Raw genomic sequence first — 17,654 nt, forward strand, 5'->3', positions numbered from 1 at the left:
TATTTGGCTTTGTTACCGTTTTTTCGCAGCCGCAGGCCGCTTTCTACGGCTATGATGATGACAGCGCCGCTGCGATGTTCTTATCCAGGGATATATTACGCCCCGCGGAATAGGGGTCGGCATGATTAACAGGAGTACGCGTGCCACGAATTCACGTCTGTTTTATGACCTGCCTGCTGGCCGCCGCGCCGGTCGCTGAGGCAGCGAAAGTGCGCCTTGAAGTGCAAGGCTTAACCGGGGACCTTAACAAGAACGTGCGTGCTCGTCTCTCGACCATCGGCGCCGACGAGGTGTCGAACGATGGCCGTTTTCGCGCGCGCGTTTCAGAGGCGATCCAGCAGGGACTCAAAGCGCTCGGCTACTACGAGCCCGATATTGACTTCGAGGCGCGTCCCGCGCCGCCGCAGGGCGGACGGCCGGTGCTTATCGCCCACGTCAAACCCGGCGAGCCGGTTAAAATCGCCGGCAGCACCATCGTGCTTGAAGGCGACGCGCTGCGCGATCCCGACTATCAGGCCTGGGTGAAAGAGGGCACGCCGAAAAAAGGGCGGCAGCTCAATCACGGCGAGTATGACAAATTTAAAAGCGGCTTCTCGAACCTCGCGTTGCGCAACGGCTATTTCGACGGCGACTTTAAAAAGAGCCAGCTCGGCGTCTCTGTCGAGCGGCGCGAAGCCTTCTGGGATATCGACTACGACAGCGGCCAGCGCTACCGCTTCGGCGACGTCAGCTTCTCCGGCTCGCAAATCCGCGAGGAGTATCTGGAAAACCTGGTGCCGTTTAAAAAAGGCGACTACTACAGCTCGCGCGAGCTCGCCGAGCTGAACCGGCGCCTGTCGGCCACCGGCTGGTTTAATTCGGTGGTGGTCGCGCCGGAGTTCGCGCAGGGGCGGAAAACCAAAGTGCTGCCGCTCAACGCCGCCGTGACGCCGCGCACCGAAAACACTATCGAAACCGGCGTCGGCTACTCCACTGACGTCGGGCCGCGCCTGAAGGCGACGTGGAAAAAGCCCTGGGTTAACGACAGCGGCCATAGCCTGGCGGCCAGCGCCTATCTCTCCGCGCCGGAACAGCAGCTCGACCTGAGCTACAAAGTGCCGCTGCTGAAAAGCCCGCTAGAGCAGTATTACATCTTCTCCGGCGGCCTGAAGCGCACCGATCTGAACGACACCAAGGCCGACACCACCACGCTCGGCGTGTCGCGCTACTGGGAGAACAGCACCGGCTGGCAGAAAGCGGTCAACCTCAAGTGGAGCCTCGATCACTTTACCCAGGGCAGCGTCACCAACACCACGATGCTGCTCTATCCGGGCGTCAGCCTGAACCGCACGCGCTCGCGCGGCGGCCTGATGCCGACGTGGGGCGATTCGCAGCGCTACTCTATCGACGTCTCCGACACCACATGGGGATCGGACGTCGACTTCCTGATCATGCAGGCGCAGAACGTCTGGATCCGCACGCTGGCGGATAAGCACCGCTTTGTGGCGCGCGGCAACCTCGGCTGGATCGAAACCAACAACTTCGAAAAAGTGCCGCCGGATCTGCGCTTCTTCGCGGGCGGCGACCGCAGCATTCGCGGCTACAAATATAAGGATATTTCCCCGCGCGACGACGACGGCAAGCTGACCGGCGCCTCGAAGCTCGCCACTGGCTCGCTGGAATACCAGTACAACGTCACCGGGAAATGGTGGGGCGCGGCGTTTATCGACTCGGGCGAAGCGGTCAACGACATCAAACAGAGCAATTTTAAAACCGGCGCGGGCTTCGGCGTGCGCTGGGCGTCGCCGGTCGGGCCGATCAAACTGGATATCGCCCGGCCGATTGGCGACAGCGAGGAGCATGGTTTGCAATTTTATATCGGACTGGGGCCTGAACTATGAAGCTGTGGAAAAAGGTCCTGATCGGCGTACTGATTTTTCTGGTAGTGCTGCTGGGCGGCGTGGCGTTTTTAATCGGCACCACGCCTGGCTTGCATCTGGTGCTGAACGGCGCGGCGCGCTGGGTGCCGGGCTTATCGATCAAGCAGGTCGACGGCGGCTGGCGCAACCTGACGATCAGCGGGCTGCGCTATGAGATGCCCGGCGTCAACGTCGATGCCGGCACGTTTCATCTGGCGGTGGATCTTAACTGCCTGCTGCACTCCTCGGTGTGCGTCAACGATATCGCGCTGAAGGATGTCAGCGTGGTGGTCGACAGCAAAAAGATGACGCCAGCGCAGGAGGCGCCGCCGGAAGAGGAGAGCGGCGGCGGCGATCTCAGCACCCCTTATCCGATTACGCTGCGTCATCTCGGCCTGCATAACATCAATGTGAAGATCGACGACACCGCTATCTCGCTGCTCGACTTCACTACCGGTCTGCAGTGGCAGGATCGCGCGCTGACGCTTAATCCGACCCATATCCAGAGTTTGCTGGTGGCGCTGCCGAAAGCGGCGCAGGTCGCCAACGAAGAGGTGGTGCAGCCGAAGGTGCAGCAGCCGCAGCCGGATGAGAAGCCGCTGGGCGAAACGCTGCAGGCGATGTTCGCCAAACCGCTGCTGCCTGAGCTGCCCGACTTCCGTCTGCCGCTCGATATTGACGTGCAGGAGATCCTCGGCGAACAGCTGCGCCTTACCGGCGATACCGACATTGCGGTGAATCGCCTGCTGCTGAAGGCGAAAACCGCCGACCGTCGGCTGCAGCTGCAGACGCTGGACGTCGATTCGAACCTCGGCCAGCTTAACGGCAGCGGCGAAGCGACGCTGGCGGACAACTGGCCGGTGAATTTCACGCTTAACGGCACGGCGAACGTCGATCCGCTGAAAGGAGAGAAGATCAAGCTGGATCTCGGCGGCGCCATGCGCGACGAGCTGAAGCTGGGCCTGAATCTCTCTGGTCCGGTACGCGCCCAGCTCGACGCCGCCACGCAGCTGGCGGTGGCGGGGCTGCCGCTGTCGCTGCGTCTCACCAGCCCGCAGCTGCGCTGGCCGCTGACCGGCGCGGTGCAGTACCAGGCGGATAATCTCGACTACCAGTTCAAAGGCAAAGCCACTGACTATATGATGTCGCTGCGCACGGCGGTGAAGGGCGACAGCGTGCCGCCCGCCACCGTGGCGCTGGACGGCAAAGGCAACGTCGAGCAGTTCAACCTCGACAAACTGCGCATCGGCGCGCTGCAGGGCAACATCGACCTGACGGCGCTGGTGGACTGGAGCAAAGCCATCAGCTGGCGCAGCGAGCTGACGCTCTCCGGCATCGACACCGCGCGCCAGTATCCTGACTGGCCGGCGAAGCTGGATGGCAAAATCGCCACGCGCGGCAGCCTCTACGGCGGCAGCTGGCAGATGAGCGTGCCGCAGCTGCAGCTGAAGGGCAACGTCAAACAGAATGCGGTCAGCGCCGAAGGCTCCCTGAAAGGCAACAGCTATAACCAGTGGGATATCCCGGGCGTGAAAATCGTGCTGGGTCGCAACAACCTGGACGTGAAAGGCTCGCTGGGCGACGCGCTCAATCTGGACGCCACCATCGACGCGCCCCATCTCGATAACGCGCTGCCGGGGCTGGGCGGCGTCGCCAAAGGCACCATCAAGGCGCGCGGCACGCTGCAGGCGCCGCAGCTGCTGGCCGATCTCAACGCTACCGGCCTGCGCTGGCAGCAGCTGCAGATCCGTCGCGTCACGCTGGACGGCGACGTGCGCTCCAGCGATCAGGTCGCCGGCAAGCTACAGCTACGCGTCGAGCAGCTGAAGCAGGACGCGCTGACTATCAGCCTGCTGACGCTCAACGCTGACGGCAATGAAAAAGCGCACCAGTTGAAACTTAACGTGCAGGGCGAGCCGGTCTCCGGCCAGCTGGCGCTCAACGGCAGCTTCGATCGCCAGCAGCAGCGCTGGCAGGGCACGCTTAACAATACGCGCTTTGACACGCCGGTAGGCGAATGGCGTCTGACGCGCGCGATGGCCATCGACTACCTTAACGCGAAGCAGACCGCCACCATCGGGCCGCACTGCTGGCAGAACCCCAACGCGCAGCTCTGCGTGCCGGAGCCGGTCGAAGCTGGCCCGAGCGGCCACGCGCATATCCAGCTTAACCGCTTCGACCTCGCGATGATTAAACCCTTCCTGCCGGATGAAACCCAGCTGGCAGGCGTCTTTAGCGGCGACGCGCGCGTGAACTGGACGGCGGACGGCGCGCTGCCGACCGGCACCGTCTCGCTGAAAGGCAACGGCGTTAAGGTGCGGCAGGATGTGCAGGGCAACACGCTGCCCATCGATTTCAGCGCGCTCAACCTCAACGCGGCGCTGCGCAACGGCCGCGCCGATCTCGACTGGCTGATCCGCATCGCCAACAATGGCCAGCTCGACGGCAACGTGCAGATCGGCGATCCGCAGAACCGCCGTACGCTGGGCGGCAACGTCAACATCCGCAATATCTCGCTGGCGATGCTCAATCCGGCGCTGATGCAGGGCGAGAAGATCAAAGGCAACCTTAACAGCGCGCTGCGCCTCGGCGGCAGCGTGAAGCAGCCGCAGATCTTCGGCCAGCTTGGCCTGCAGGGCGTCGACGTCGACGGCAACTTTATGCCGGTCGATCTCACCGCCGCGAACCTGAATATGGTGTTCAACGGCATGAGCTCGACGCTCAACGGTCTGGTGCAGACCGCGCAGGGCAATATCAACCTCAACGGCAACGCGGACTGGAGCCAGCTCGACAACTGGCGCGCCCGCATCGCCGCGCAGGGCAGCCGCGTGCGCGTGACCGTGCCGCCGATGGTGCGCATGGACGTCTCGCCGGATCTGGTTTTCGAGGCGACGCCGGCGGCCTTTAGCCTGGATGGCAGCGTCGATATTCCCTGGGCGCGCATCACCGTGCAGGAGGTGCCGGAGAGCGCCACCGGCGTCTCCTCGGACGAGGTGCTGCTGGATAAAAACCTGCAGCCGATTCAGCCGAAAACCGCCGCCATCCCGATCAACAGCAATCTGGTGATCCACGTCGGCAACGACGTGCGGCTGTCGGCCTTTGGCCTGAAGGCGAAGCTCAACGGCGACCTGAAAGTGGTGCAGGACAGAACCGGGCTGGGCCTCAACGGCCAGATTAATATCCCGTCCGGCCGCTTCCACGCTTACGGTCAGGATCTTATCGTGCGCAAAGGCGAGCTACAGTTCGCCGGCCCGCCGGATCAGCCCTATATCAACCTCGAGGCGATTCGTAACCCCGAAGCCACAGAGGACGACGTAACGGCCGGCCTGCGCGTGACCGGGCTGGCGGATGAGCCGAAGGTCGAGGTCTTCTCCGACCCGGCGATGTCGCAGCAGGAAGCGCTTTCCTACCTGCTGCGCGGCCAGGGACTGGGCTCGGACGGCGACGGCAACGCATTAACCTCCGCCTTAATTGGTCTGGGGGTTGCGCAAAGTGGTCAGGTTGTGGGTAAAATCGGCGAGACGTTCGGCGTCAGCAATCTTGCCCTTGATACCACCGGCGTTGGCGACAGCCAGCAGGTGCAGGTCAGCGGCTATGTGCTGCCGGGTCTACAAGTAAAATATGGTGTCGGCATATTTGATTCACTGGCGACGTTAACCTTGCGTTATCGCCTGATGCCCAAACTCTATTTGGAAGCCGTGTCTGGTGTGGACCAGGCTCTTGATTTGCTCTATCAGTTTGAGTTTTAGCAATGCGAATAATTGTCTACGGCAGTTTACGGCGCAAACAGGGAAACAGTCACTGGATGACGAATGCGCAATGGCTGGGGGATATGCAGATTGAGGGCTACGAGCTCTACAGTCTCGGCCATTATCCGGGCGTGATCCCGGGCGAAGGAACCGTCTATTGTGAAGTTTACCGCATCGATGCCACGACGCTGGGCGAGCTGGATGCATTGCGCACTAAGGCTGGCGAATACAAACGCCAGCTGATGCAAACGCCTTACGGCAGCGCATGGCTTTACGTCTATCAGCGCCCGGTTAAGGGACGTCAGCGCATCGCCAGCGGCGACTGGCTACGGCGCGACGACCCTCCGTCAGACGCATAAACGAAAACACCGTCCAGAGGGCGGTGTTTTTTTATCTGCGGCCTTAAAGAGCGGGTGATATGTGCCGAAGAGCAAAGCGTCCCGCGTCAGGGACAAAAACGCCGGGAGCGTTTTTGAACAACGCCGCGCGTTGGCCCGGCGACGGGCGCACCTCAAGGATGAGGTGCGTAATTGCGCGGGTCGAGCTGGCATGGATGCCGCTTTTTGCGTCTTTGCGATCGGCCCATATCACCCGATCACTCACCCGGCGCACAAACAAAAACACCGTCCAGAGGACAATGCCGATTGTTTAAGGAGTGATTTACCGATCCGGTGGCAGGTGTCAAATCAGCGTCTTGCTGATCTATAATCTGGTGCGGTATCAGATGATAAAAATGGCGTTCAGCCTGAAGGGGATTCGAGTTATGGTCAGGATGCGTAATAAAATCATCGCGCTGATGTAAATGGTAAATAACAGCGGCTTTAATAAGTTAGCGCGTGATATTAAATGGAGCCATGCTAAATAGAAGTTAAGTTTGAAAGTATAGAATCATTTTATTATTTTATCTGTCTCGTAAATTAATGGCGCCTCATCCAGCAACTCATCAGTTAATATATTTTTATTTGGCCTGGCAATCTAACGCACTAAATAACCTCATATGCGTACTCTTTTTGCTCTATTAATCAGAAGGGAGTGGGTGCTATGATGGCATAATCCACTTAAATGTTAAAATCGCTTTCTTCTTTACATGACTTATATTAAAGCCATCCGCTTACTTAACAATTGATTCGGGAATGTACCTGTACACCTACACTTCAACTAAAACGAAGCAATTCTTAAGAAACGGGTATGTGTTTCATCTATCAGAGTCTAATTAATGCTACCAAAAACTCATCTTGTTAACTCATCCCAGGGGACGTTTTTAACTTTCGGCAAAGATGCTATTTCAAAAGAGCTTTTCATTCATGGTCAGTGGGAATCCTGGTTAACTTCAATAACAAATGAATTTGTCAAAGATTTTAATTCACCCATCGTTTTTGATCTGGGAGCAAACCTTGGTGCATATACCGTTCCCGTAGCATCATCTATTATGAAAAAAAATGGACACGTCTTCGCATTTGAGCCGCAAAAGACGGTGTACTATCAATTGTGCGGTAATATTTTCCTTAACCGTCTGGATAATGTTACCGCGTATAATTACGCTGTGGGTCAGGATAACTGTTTTATAGAAATTGCGATACCGGACTATCATAAAACGAATAATATTGGCGCCTTTTCAATTAATGAAGATTTTCGTAGAGAGTTGGGTACGCAGGCATGGATGAGCAATAAAAAAGATGTGGTAGAACTAATAAAACTGGATGATATCATTCTCGATCATAAAGCTCGCTTTCTTAAAATAGACGTTGAAGGATTAGAGATTGATGTGCTGAGAGGTGCAGTAGGTTTTCTTGAACATAATAATTTCCCTCCCTTTTCTTTTGAAGCCTGGGGTAGTCAGCAGTGGTTTGCGGAAAAAAAACGTGAACTATTAAACTTTATTTTACAATTAGGTTACCAGATTGAGCCTATTCAAATGGATGATTTTATCGCTCATCATCCTCGCAATGAAGCCAAAGTCGAATTTGTGCGGGGACAAGGTGGCTTTCTGAAAAAAGTAATCCGAGTCGGGTAACTCCGCCTCAGTATAATGATCGGTTGTTTGACCCTTATTGTTTATTACTTTTACTTTTCGACTGAAACAGATATGACTTAAACCATTATGGTTAAAGCTAATTAATTTTTTAATAATTCGTCAAACCCCAGGGAGCGATATCAGTCTGACGAATAAAGGTAAGGGTTTTTGGGAAATTACATTTCTGTTATTGAAAATAAAACCATAATTTTTTATCAGTAAATAACGTTGCGCATTGTTATTTTAGCCTCAGGGGATTTGTTCATGAGTGAGTTTTTACGTGTCAAGGGAATGCATCAATTTTATCGGGACGTTTTTACTCGGGATATTTATCTACCTGAAGCGGTTGTTATGCCAGAACATGTTGTGTCAGAAATACTCAGTGGAAATGTGAGTATCTCTGGCGAGCAGCCTGAAACTATGATAGATGCGATTGATACCGGACTTGATGTGATAAATGACAATGCACTTAAAAAAATACTTTGTGCCATCGCCGTTGCTAATCAAGCTCTTGATAACAACAATAAAGGCTATCAACGTCAATTTCCTGCAAGGCTGAGAGAGAAAGTTATTGAGTACCTGGAAGTCGCCCTAAAAACCAATAATGTTAACTATCTTGTTGCTGCTATTCAAATATTGTTTCGTATCAATGAAATTGATTTGGCATTTTATTTAATCCAGGACAACTTTTCAGCGGTTGAAAATTACGATCAAGTGCTCAAAATTGTTCTACTCATCAGTTTGATGGAGAGGGACTTTTTAGTGGCTCTGGATGTAATTAAGCCATTAGTTTCTAAAGGGTTGCATCTTCTGGCTGATATGACAACAAGGCTGATGATAACGTGTGGAATTTACCAGTGTGGTGGTATGCCTAAAAGCTTTATCGATTTTCAACCACTCAGAGAGGGCGACTATGACCTTGATTACACCCACTACAAGTGGTTATTTGAAAAAACATCAGCCACCAAAACCACCGTACTTATAGCCTGCGATAAGAATTATTACTTTGAACACGCTGTGCCGTTGATATATTCTATTTATGAAACGAATCGCGATGAATTAGATGTACACCTGCATCTCTATAATAGTGATGATGACGTTTGTGAAAATGTTTCGGCGCTCCGTCAACGGATGCCTGAGTTACATATATCTGCGAGTCTGGAAAATGTTGTCATTGATGGCGGGGTATCTGTTAGTTATGCCTGTCGCCGTTTTGTTTTTCTCAGTTATGCACTAAGGGTTTTTAATACGCCGATCCTTTCCCTTGATGCAGATGTGCTGATTCGTAAGCGGTGGACACTGCCGGAATCGCCAGTTTCCAGTCTGATATTAATGAAGAGTAATTCCTCACCATTCTGGGAGGATGTTCTGGGAGGATTATTATATGCAGAAACCCAGTGATGTAGCGCAAAAATATTTGGACAAGGTAGCACATTTTATTGATGTGAACCTTAAAGCTAAAAATTACGTCTGGTTTCTGGATCAGGTGGCACTTTCTGCGAGTTTAGATACGCTGACGGAGCTGGAGCAGGGAGCTGTTTACCGTCCGGAGAGAAACTCAATAATCGATCTGAACCATAAAAATGAAGTTTTCTGTTGGGTCATAACAACAAATAAAAATGCAAAGGGTCCCTATCAGCAATACAAATTATTACTCACTGAAAAATATCAGCGCCGTTACTTTGGCAAGTGACGAGCGATCTGGCTGGGGCAGGGCCACGCTCTTTGAGGATTACACCTTTCGCTAACAGTTAATGGCATCGAACCGCAGACTGTCGAGGCTATCATTGATGGGTTTCTGCTGCCAGTCATGCTAACCAGCCATTACAGCCAGGCAGATAAAAAGATGGCGTTCAACGCACATCAAATGAACTCATCAACAATCTCAAGCGGCTCTCTGGCTCATGCTGGTCGCTAAGATGACCAACATTTTTTTAGCAGGATATTTTCGGGTGGTTATCTGTCGCTCCTGCGGGTAATTCCGCCCTCTGCGAGCCGGCAATATCAGCCATCTTGCCTTTCCTTCGAGCGTTCTCAGTTCCGCGGGGATCGTCCCCTGGGAAACCTACGGCAAGGTCATTAGAAGCCGCGATATCTCACTGATTGCGCCCCTCAGGCTCAGCTGATAAAGCAATCCCCTTTAAGATACGTCGCCATCACTACCTCATCAGGAATGAGGTCGGAGAGAGAACGGGCGCGTGCGGGAATAGTGGCATGAACGATGGCCGGGCCTGGTAACGTTCCATTTAAAAAGGGCTCCATGAAAAACATGGAACCCTTTTTATACCCGCTATCGGAACGCTATGAGTACCGAGGACGGTGTTTTTTATCGGGCGGCGGCAGATTATTTCTGCTTTGCGCGCTCGAAAGAGGAGATGATTTCAGCTTTCGCCGCTTCGGCGTTGTCCCAGCCTTCAACCTTCACCCATTTGCCTTTTTCCAGCGCTTTATACTGCTCGAAGAAGTGGGTGATCTGCGCGCGCAGCAGTTCCGGCAGGTCGTTCACATCTTTAATGTGATCGTACTCTTTGGTCAGCTTGGTGTGCGGCACGGCAACCAGTTTGGCATCTTCGCCAGACTCGTCAGTCATTTTCAGCACGCCAACCGGACGGCAGCGGATCACGGAGCCCGGCTGCAGCGGATACGGGGTCGGAACCAGCACGTCAACCGGATCGCCATCCAGCGACAGGGTGTGGTTGATATAACCGTAGTTGCACGGATAGAACATCGCCGTAGACATAAAACGGTCTACGAACAGGGTGCCGGAATCTTTGTCGACTTCGTATTTGATCGGATCGGCGTTGGCCGGGATCTCAATGACAACGTAGATATCTTCTGGCAGTTCTTTACCGGCAGGCACCTGGTTCAAACTCATCGGGCATTCCTTCAATAGTCACATGTTGAGTGTCGGCTATTATAGCCAACTGCCTGGGAAAGTATGCCCCAATTTTGACCTTTCGGAATGCTCCTCGTCCTACTTCGCGACGACGAACAGCGAGACGATCCCCGCAGCAATAAGTGGTCCGACCGGCACGCCGCGAAAGAAGGCGACGCCAATCACCGTGCCGATTAACAGGCCGCCGACTACCGACGGCTGCGCGCTCATAAAGCTAACGCCGCGCCCGCCCAGCCAGGCGACGAAAATACCGACCAGAATTGCCACGATCGACTGCCAGCTGGCGAAAGATTTCAGCAGCGACGAGGCGGGAAGCGAACCGCTGGCGAGCGGCGCCATAACGGCGACCGTCAGGATAATAATGCCGAGCTGAATGCCCTGTTTCTCGACGTAGGGAAAGAACTGCGACAGCGGGGTGAGCTTGATCGCCAGCAGGATCAGAATCGAGATGGTGACCGCGCTGTTGTGAACGAAATAGCTGAGGACCGCGAGGCCGATAAGAATAAGGGTAGAGGCGTACGCAGCCATGATTTCTCCCTGAAAATAGACGGATGCGCCAGCCGAAGCCGACGCGTGAATAAAAGCACCGTCTCCATTTATCAACAATCGCCGCCGTCGGCGCAACTGCCTTTATTCATCGCGCGCAGCAACAGCGCCTGATTACGCACCAGATCGACGCGCTGTGCCGCCAGCGAAATCTGCGCCAGCGTGCCCTGCTTGCTGTTGAAATAGGCCGCGCTCGCCGACTGCCAGCTATCGCGATACGCCAGCCACTGGCGCTGCGCTACACGCATCTTATTTTTAGGCTCGCTGGCGAGGCTTTTCATTAACTGGCTATATTGCGTGTTCATCTCGCTATCCCAGGCCTGGCTGGCGCGATCGTAGCACGACACCATCGCCACGGTGGTGGATGCGCCGTTGAGACACTGCTCCAGCGCATGATCGATCGGGTTCTGCTGCGCCAGCGCAGAGGTGCAGAACAGCAGGCCGGCGGCGGCCATACCTTTTTTCATGCTGTGAATCCTTATTAAGAAAGGTTAAGCGTGGGTGATCATCAGGGAAATGACCATCAACGTCGGTAAAGTTCCCCTGGGCAACTGCCGATAACTTGTACGTTTTAGAGCTACTGGATTTTCTGCCTTTATATAAGCAAACGGAAAACAACATCATGAAAAAGCTCTCACTACGCACAGGATTATTAGCTTTACTCGCCTTTATGACTCTGCTGCTGCTGGCGGTCAGCGTCATGGGTATCATTGCCATTAACAAAGGAAACCGATCGCTGGATGTGATCAACCGCATCCAGGGTATCGAACTTAACGCGCTCTATCAAAGCAACGGCGATCTGATGCGCGCGCGCGCCACCGCCGCGCTGGCGGTGCGCAAAATCGAGATTGGCCTGCTGGACGAGGGCGCCGCCCTGGCGAAGCAGGCGCAGGCTGACGTGCAGGATTCGCAGCGAAATATGAAGGCTTTTATCGCGGCGGGAACGGTAACGGCGCACGGCAAAAAGCTGGCTGACGACATCATATCGAGCTACAACGCCTACCTGGCGCAGGGCATCAAACCCATCATGGATGCGCTGGAAAAACAGTACACCGACGAATATTACAGCGTGCTGGAGGGCAATCTCGCTAAGCTCGCCCTGAACTACAGCAACGCGGTGGCGGCGTTCGGTAGCTATGCCGATCAGGTGACCGACGCGCAGCTGGCGCAGGCGGCCTGGAACGAGACGCTGATGAAGGCGCTTATCGGTGCGGCGGTGGCGCTGACGCTGCTGCTGTTCGTGCTGGCCTGGGTGCTGATGCGCCGTCTGCTGCTGCTGCCGCTTAACCGCGCCATTATCCATCTGGAGCAGGTCGCGGCAGGCGATCTGTCGCAGACGCTGCCGCCTGCGGGCGACAACGAGCTGGGCCGCCTTAACCGCGCGCTAGGGGAGATGCAGCAGGCGCTGCGCGCTCAGGTGAGCCAGGTGCTCCATGCCAGCCTGCAGATCGATGTCGGCAGCCGCGAGCTGGCGGCGGGCAATGTGCATCTTTCCCAGCGCACCGAAGAGTCGGCGGCGTCGCTGGAGCAGACCGCCGCCAGCATGGAGCAGCTGACCGCCACGGTGCGCCTGAATGCCGCCAACGCGCAGCAGGCGAACAAGCTGGCGAGCAGCGTCTCCGACACCGCCGATCGCGGCGCAGAGGTGGTCAGCTACGTGATGGAGAAGATGCAGGAGATTACCGCCAGCGCGAACCGCATCGGCGATATTCTCGGCGTGATCGACGGCATCGCCTTTCAGACCAATATCCTCGCGCTGAACGCCTCGGTGGAAGCGGCGCGCGCAGGCGAGCAGGGACGCGGCTTCGCCGTCGTGGCTAACGAAGTGCGCACGCTGGCGCAGCGCAGCGCCAACGCGGCGAAAGAGATCCGCGGGCTGATCTCGGAGTCGCAGACGCGGGTGAAAGAGGGCAGCGATATGGCGACGCGCGCCGGCGAGACCATGGATGAGATCTCCAGCGAGGTGATGCGCGTCACGACGCTGATGAAGGAGATTTCTATGGCGTCCGATGAGCAGAGCCGCGGTATCGAGCAGGTGAATCAGGCGGTGACGCAGATGGACGAGGCGGCGCAGCAGAACGCGGCGCTGGTTGAGCAGGCTACGGCGGCGACCCAGTCGCTGGAGGCGCAGTCGCAGCATCTGCAATCCACGGTATCGCTGTTCCGGCTGGAAACGGCGTAAAAGAAAAGGGCGCGAGATACGCGCCCTTGTCGTCTGTGCGTTGATGCTGCTACGCCAGTAAGATAGCCCGATGTTTACTGCGCGGCGTCCGGGTATTCGCGCAGGAAGCGCTCAACGTCGTCGACCATTGCATCGTTGCCGCAGAAAAACGGGCAGCGCTGATGCAGGGTTTCTGGCTGGATGTCGAGGATACGGTTCGCACCGTCGCTCGCCTTGCCGCCAGCCTGCTCGGCGAGAAATGCCATCGGGTTGCACTCATAGAGCAGGCGCAGCTTGCCGTTCGGGTGGCTGGCGGTGCTCGGATAGAGATAGATGCCGCCTTTCAGCAGGTTGCGGTGGAAATCCGCTACCAGCGAGCCGATGTAGCGCGAGGTGTAAGGACGATGTGAGGCATGATCCTCTTCCTGGCAGAACTTCAGGTATTTCTTCACGCCCTGCGGGAAACGAATATAGTTGCCTTCGTTAATCGAGTAGGTGTAGCCCGTCGGCGGATAGGTCATGCGCTCGTGGCTCAGGCAGAAGACGCCGAGCGACGGATCGTAGGTAAAGGCGTGAACGCCGCAGCCGGTGGTGTAGACCATCATGGTCGAGGAGCCATACACGACGTAGCCCGCCGCGACCTGCTTGTGGCCCGGCTGCATAAAGTCCGCTTCGGTGACTGGCGTGCCAGGCGCGCTAACGCGATGGTAGATAGAGAAGATGGTGCCGACGGAGACGTTAACGTCGATATTGGAAGAGCCGTCCAGCGGATCCATCAACACCACGTATTTGCCGTGTTCTACTCCTTCGAAGATTACAAACTCGTCCTCTTCTTCCGAGGCGATCCCCGCCACGATGCCGCGCGCTTTCAGCGCCGCTTTCAGCTTCTCGTTCGCGAAGAGATCGAGCTTCATCTGCTGCTCGCCCTGGACGTTTTCAACGCCGCTTGCGCCGAGAATATCTACCAGGCCGGCTTTGTTGATGTCGCGATGGATGATTTTCGCGCCCAGCTTAATAGCGGAAATTAGCGCCGTCAGTTCACCTGTTGCGTGAGGAAAGTCGTGCTGTTTCTCGACGATAAATTCGCCTAACGTTTTCATAACACATTCCCTGAATCTTCGATGGAGTGGCAGCCTGCCTGGCAAACCGCCAACGTTTGCGTACGCAGTTTAGCCGAATGAACTTCAAAAACCATAGTCCTAATCCGTTTCTTAAGTCCGCGAGGGGGGTTACACTGTGCGCCGAACTTTTGAGTAATGGATCTCGTTATGCGTATTCATATCCTTGGGATTTGCGGCACGTTTATGGGCGGTCTGGCGATGCTGGCACGTTCCCTTGGCCATCAGGTGACCGGTTCGGACGCCAACGTTTACCCGCCGATGAGCACGCTGCTCGAGCAGCAAGGCATTGAATTAACAGAGGGTTACGACGCCTCTCAGCTCGACCCCGCGCCGGACCTCGTTATCATCGGCAACGCCATGACGCGCGGCAACCCCTGCGTGGAAGCGGTGCTGGAGCGCAACATTCCCTATCTTTCCGGCCCGCAGTGGCTGCATGACTTCGTGCTGCGCGATCGCTGGGTAGTGGCGGTAGCAGGAACTCATGGCAAAACAACCACTTCTGGTATGGTAGCCTGGATACTGGAGTCGTGCGGACTGGAGCCGGGCTTTATCATCGGCGGCGTGCCGGGCAACTTCGACGTCTCGGCAAAATTAGGAAAAAGTCCATTCTTCGTCATCGAGGCGGATGAGTATGACTGCGCCTTCTTCGACAAGCGTTCCAAATTCGTTCACTACTGCCCGCGCACGCTGATCCTCAATAACCTTGAGTTCGATCATGCGGATATCTTCGACGACCTGCGCGCCATCCAGAAGCAGTTCCACCATCTGGTGCGCATCGTGCCGGGCCAGGGCAAAATCCTGCTGCCAGAGCACGATCACAACATCCGCCAGGTGATGACGATGGGCTGCTGGAGCGAGCAGGAGAGCGTCGGCGAGGGCGGCCGCTGGCAGGCGAAGAAGCTGGTGCAGGACGCCTCGCGCTGGGAAGTGCTGCTCGACGGCGAAAAGGTCGGCGAGGTGAACTGGTCGCTGGTGGGCGAGCACAACATGCATAACGGCCTGATGGCGATCGCCGCGGCGCGTCACGTCGGCGTCAAACCGGAAGACGCGGCGCAGTCGCTCGACAGCTTTATCAACGCGCGCCGCCGCCTGGAGCTGCGCGGCGATGTCAACGGCATTAAGGTCTATGACGATTTCGCCCATCACCCGACGGCGATTCTGGCGACCTTATCGGCGCTGCGCAGCAAAGTCGGCGGCCGGGCGCGTATTCTGGCGGTGCTGGAACCGCGCTCTAACACCATGAAAATGGGCGTGAGCAAAAACGATCTGGCGCCTTCGCTGGCGCGCGCGGATGAGGTATTTCTGTTCCAGCCGCACCATATTCCCTGGCAGGTCTCCGACGTGGCCGAAGCCTGCATGCCGCCGGCGCACTGGAGCGCCGATATCGATACGCTGGTTGAGATGGTGGCGAAAGCCGCTCAGCCGGGCGATTCGATTCTCGTTATGAGCAACGGCGGATTTGGCGGCATTCATCAAAAGCTGCTGGATCGACTCGCTTAACGCATCGGGCGCTTTTTCAGGGCGCCTTTTTATTTTTCCGCCCGCGCCAGCCTGTTTTTTTATTTTTTTTCCGACGGTCGCGTTAATATTTGAAACCGATCTCTCTACTCTCTCCGCTATTGCCATCTTTATTCTTTTTCTGTCAAAAACAGAAAGGATTGCCGCTGCGATAATTTTTAGCATCGGCTCTGCTGCCATATAAGAAATAACAGTTTTCCCGTTAATTATATAAGTAACAGGTGTTCATGATGCAATCATGCTTATTTTGGTATGCGGGTTAATTATAGGTTAATGGGTATTGTGAGCAGGCTTATTTATTAAGGTTGTCTCACGCTTTTAAATAAGGATGTTATTATGGGAAAGAGTAAACTATTACGCGCCACTCTGGGCATGGCGCTGCTGCTTGGCTCTGCGGCGGCGCTGGCGACCGCGACGGTAGATTATCGCCATGAATACCGGCTGCGCGACCGTACGCACTACGACAAACTGGGGCTCAGCACCACGTTGCCCAATGATATGTTTATCGGCATTGAAACCAAATATAAGACCGGCGGCGCCGATCCTAAAGATAAGTTTTATAACGATACGGTGCTAAACGTGGTCGAAGTGACCTTTCTGAAATCGTATTACTGGGGGAACTGGACGATTTCGCCCTTTATTCAGCCGGAGTTTAATTCCGCGCGCACCGAATGGAAATTTGGCGTTGCGCCCTGGTATAAAATCAACGACCGCTGGTTTATCGGCGGACTCTATCGCCTTGAGCTGACCGATTATGCGCATGAAGATAAATGCCGCACCGGCGGTATCGATTATTGCGATACCGATCGCCATCGCACCGCTAACCGCTTCGACCTCTATTTGCGTAATAAAAGCGATCGGCTGACCACGACCTATAAGCTGGTCTATAAGCATGCGGACGCGAAGCTTTTCGCCAATAAGCACGATGACTATGAGCAGGAGCTGCAGTTTGACTACGCGCTCGGCAACGATCGCGCCTGGGTGCCGTATGTGACCTTCGGCGATATCGGCCGCGCGTCGACCTCCAGCGAGCGCCAGCTGCGTCTGCGCGCCGGCATTCTCTACAACTACCGTTAACCGCTGTTCTGGCGGGCAGCTTTGCCCGCCTCGGCGTGGCTTAGCTTTCCGCCAGCTCGCGCAGATACTGGAAAATCTGACGTGACGATTTAGGCGCTTTGTTGCCCGCTTTCTCTTTCTGCGCGTTGCGGATCATGCTGCGCAGCTGCTGACGATCGGCGTGCGGATAGAGGGTAATCACTTCGTTCATCGCCTCGTCGCCCTGTTCGATCAGGCGATCGCGCAGCGCTTCCAGCTTGTGGAACAGCGCAACCTGCTGGTTGTGGCGGTTCTTCAGCTTGTCCAGCGCCTGACGGATTGGATCGACGTCGCGCGAGCGCAGCATTTTACCGATCAGCTGCAGCTGGCGGCGACGGCCCTCTTTCTTGATGCGCTGCGCCAGTTCGACGGCGGCCAGCAGCTCTTCATCCAGCGGGATCTTCTCCAGGGCGTTCTTGCCCAGATCGACCAGTTCGGCACCCAGGCGTTTCAGCTCTTCAGCGTCGCGTTTAATTTCGCTTTTACTGACCCAGATAATCTCCTCATCTTCTTCTTCCTGATTATCCGGCACATCGTCGAGCCACTCATCGGGCTGTTTGGTCATTTTCTGGGCTCCCCTAAAAAAAGAGGCTAATCCTATCAGTTTATCGGGTGACTGCGAAATTGTTCTCTGACTCTGATAGACTCAAAACTTT

The 17,654-nt window shown here is 55.6% G+C and carries 14 protein-coding genes; 9 read left to right on the forward strand and 5 right to left on the reverse strand.

The features are described 5' to 3' along the window. The first annotated feature begins 164 nt into the window (after window positions 1-164). The 6 genes from tamA to AC6I7Z_RS02290 all read left to right on the forward strand — a co-directional run bounded on the left by tamA (window position 165) and on the right by AC6I7Z_RS02290 (window position 9,354). A complete protein-coding gene (gene tamA, locus AC6I7Z_RS02265; protein WP_497815381.1) occupies window positions 165-1,880 on the forward strand; it encodes an autotransporter assembly complex protein TamA in 1,716 nt (571 codons plus the stop codon). Beyond that, entirely contained in the window at window positions 1,877-5,647 is a 3,771-nt protein-coding gene (gene tamB, locus AC6I7Z_RS02270; protein ID WP_497812991.1) for an autotransporter assembly complex protein TamB, read from the forward strand. Before tamA ends, tamB begins: the two co-directional genes overlap by 4 nt. A 2-nt stretch (window positions 5,648-5,649) precedes the next feature. Further along, the gene (locus AC6I7Z_RS02275; RefSeq protein ID WP_033792318.1) at window positions 5,650-6,006 is read left to right on the forward strand and encodes a gamma-glutamylcyclotransferase family protein; all 357 of its coding nucleotides are present in this window, start codon (window positions 5,650-5,652) and stop codon (window positions 6,004-6,006) included. An 857-nt stretch (window positions 6,007-6,863) separates the two neighbouring features. Beyond that, window positions 6,864-7,661 carry an FkbM family methyltransferase gene (locus AC6I7Z_RS02280; protein WP_497812992.1) on the forward strand — a complete coding sequence of 266 codons (798 nt, stop codon included), beginning with the start codon at window positions 6,864-6,866 and terminating at the stop codon, window positions 7,659-7,661. Window positions 7,662-7,925: 264 nt separating this feature from the next. Continuing rightward, window positions 7,926-9,062, forward strand: a complete 1,137-nt coding sequence (locus tag AC6I7Z_RS02285) for a hypothetical protein (protein WP_497812993.1) — start codon at window positions 7,926-7,928, stop codon at window positions 9,060-9,062. After that, window positions 9,046-9,354 carry a hypothetical protein gene (locus AC6I7Z_RS02290; protein WP_497812994.1) on the forward strand — a complete coding sequence of 103 codons (309 nt, stop codon included), beginning with the start codon at window positions 9,046-9,048 and terminating at the stop codon, window positions 9,352-9,354. The genes AC6I7Z_RS02285 and AC6I7Z_RS02290 overlap by 17 nt, the downstream gene beginning before the upstream one ends. 651 nt (window positions 9,355-10,005) lie before the next feature. On the opposite strand, the gene ppa is transcribed toward AC6I7Z_RS02290, so the two are convergent. The 3 genes from ppa to AC6I7Z_RS02305 form a co-directional block, all read right to left on the reverse strand. Next, window positions 10,006-10,536: an inorganic diphosphatase gene (gene ppa, locus AC6I7Z_RS02295; RefSeq protein ID WP_033754908.1), complete on the reverse strand. Its 531-nt coding sequence runs from the start codon at window positions 10,534-10,536 to the stop codon at window positions 10,006-10,008. A gap of 99 nt (window positions 10,537-10,635) precedes the next feature. Then, a complete protein-coding gene (locus AC6I7Z_RS02300; RefSeq protein WP_033754911.1) occupies window positions 10,636-11,085 on the reverse strand; it encodes a DUF441 domain-containing protein in 450 nt (149 codons plus the stop codon). Between the two features lie 71 nt (window positions 11,086-11,156). Next, complete coding sequence (locus tag AC6I7Z_RS02305) at window positions 11,157-11,570, reverse strand: lysozyme inhibitor LprI family protein (protein WP_497812995.1); 414 nt, start codon at window positions 11,568-11,570, stop codon at window positions 11,157-11,159. Window positions 11,571-11,725: 155 nt separating this feature from the next. Here AC6I7Z_RS02305 and AC6I7Z_RS02310 point away from each other — a divergent pair, with 155 nt between their 5' ends. After that, window positions 11,726-13,285: a methyl-accepting chemotaxis protein gene (locus tag AC6I7Z_RS02310; RefSeq protein WP_497812996.1), complete on the forward strand. Its 1,560-nt coding sequence runs from the start codon at window positions 11,726-11,728 to the stop codon at window positions 13,283-13,285. Window positions 13,286-13,359: 74 nt separating this feature from the next. Here the strand turns inward: AC6I7Z_RS02310 and fbp are convergent, their stop codons facing one another. After that, a complete protein-coding gene (gene fbp, locus AC6I7Z_RS02315) occupies window positions 13,360-14,364 on the reverse strand; it encodes a class 1 fructose-bisphosphatase (RefSeq protein WP_497812997.1) in 1,005 nt (334 codons plus the stop codon). A gap of 168 nt (window positions 14,365-14,532) precedes the next feature. On the opposite strand from fbp, the gene mpl reads away from it, so the two are divergent. Both mpl and AC6I7Z_RS02325 read left to right on the forward strand, forming a co-directional pair. Next, a complete protein-coding gene (mpl, locus tag AC6I7Z_RS02320; RefSeq protein WP_497812998.1) occupies window positions 14,533-15,885 on the forward strand; it encodes a UDP-N-acetylmuramate:L-alanyl-gamma-D-glutamyl-meso-diaminopimelate ligase in 1,353 nt (450 codons plus the stop codon). A gap of 354 nt (window positions 15,886-16,239) precedes the next feature. Beyond that, the gene (locus AC6I7Z_RS02325) at window positions 16,240-16,980 is read left to right on the forward strand and encodes an oligogalacturonate-specific porin KdgM family protein (protein ID WP_497812999.1); all 741 of its coding nucleotides are present in this window, start codon (window positions 16,240-16,242) and stop codon (window positions 16,978-16,980) included. A gap of 40 nt (window positions 16,981-17,020) precedes the next feature. Here the strand turns inward: AC6I7Z_RS02325 and yjgA are convergent, their stop codons facing one another. Further along, window positions 17,021-17,563 carry a ribosome biogenesis factor YjgA gene (gene yjgA / locus AC6I7Z_RS02330; RefSeq protein ID WP_033754925.1) on the reverse strand — a complete coding sequence of 181 codons (543 nt, stop codon included), beginning with the start codon at window positions 17,561-17,563 and terminating at the stop codon, window positions 17,021-17,023. Window positions 17,564-17,654: the final 91 nt, after the last annotated feature.

The sequence above is a fragment of the Pantoea sp. X-Soil-MYKO-1289 genome (assembly GCF_059730625.1).

Bases quoted from the DNA above. Each gene is read 5' to 3' on its own strand.
- tamA (WP_497815381.1), top strand. From the start codon at position 165: ATGACCTGCCTGCTGGCCGCCGCGCCGGTCGCTGAGGCAGCGAAAGTG.
- tamB (WP_497812991.1), top strand. From the start codon at position 1,877: ATGAAGCTGTGGAAAAAGGTCCTGATCGGCGTACTGATTTTTCTGGTA.
- AC6I7Z_RS02275 (WP_033792318.1), top strand. From the start codon at position 5,650: ATGCGAATAATTGTCTACGGCAGTTTACGGCGCAAACAGGGAAACAGT.
- AC6I7Z_RS02280 (WP_497812992.1), top strand. From the start codon at position 6,864: ATGCTACCAAAAACTCATCTTGTTAACTCATCCCAGGGGACGTTTTTA.
- AC6I7Z_RS02285 (WP_497812993.1), top strand. From the start codon at position 7,926: ATGAGTGAGTTTTTACGTGTCAAGGGAATGCATCAATTTTATCGGGAC.
- AC6I7Z_RS02290 (WP_497812994.1), top strand. From the start codon at position 9,046: ATGCAGAAACCCAGTGATGTAGCGCAAAAATATTTGGACAAGGTAGCA.
- ppa (WP_033754908.1), bottom strand. From the start codon at position 10,536: ATGAGTTTGAACCAGGTGCCTGCCGGTAAAGAACTGCCAGAAGATATC.
- AC6I7Z_RS02300 (WP_033754911.1), bottom strand. From the start codon at position 11,085: ATGGCTGCGTACGCCTCTACCCTTATTCTTATCGGCCTCGCGGTCCTC.
- AC6I7Z_RS02305 (WP_497812995.1), bottom strand. From the start codon at position 11,570: ATGAAAAAAGGTATGGCCGCCGCCGGCCTGCTGTTCTGCACCTCTGCG.
- AC6I7Z_RS02310 (WP_497812996.1), top strand. From the start codon at position 11,726: ATGAAAAAGCTCTCACTACGCACAGGATTATTAGCTTTACTCGCCTTT.
- fbp (WP_497812997.1), bottom strand. From the start codon at position 14,364: ATGAAAACGTTAGGCGAATTTATCGTCGAGAAACAGCACGACTTTCCT.
- mpl (WP_497812998.1), top strand. From the start codon at position 14,533: ATGCGTATTCATATCCTTGGGATTTGCGGCACGTTTATGGGCGGTCTG.
- AC6I7Z_RS02325 (WP_497812999.1), top strand. From the start codon at position 16,240: ATGGGAAAGAGTAAACTATTACGCGCCACTCTGGGCATGGCGCTGCTG.
- yjgA (WP_033754925.1), bottom strand. From the start codon at position 17,563: ATGACCAAACAGCCCGATGAGTGGCTCGACGATGTGCCGGATAATCAG.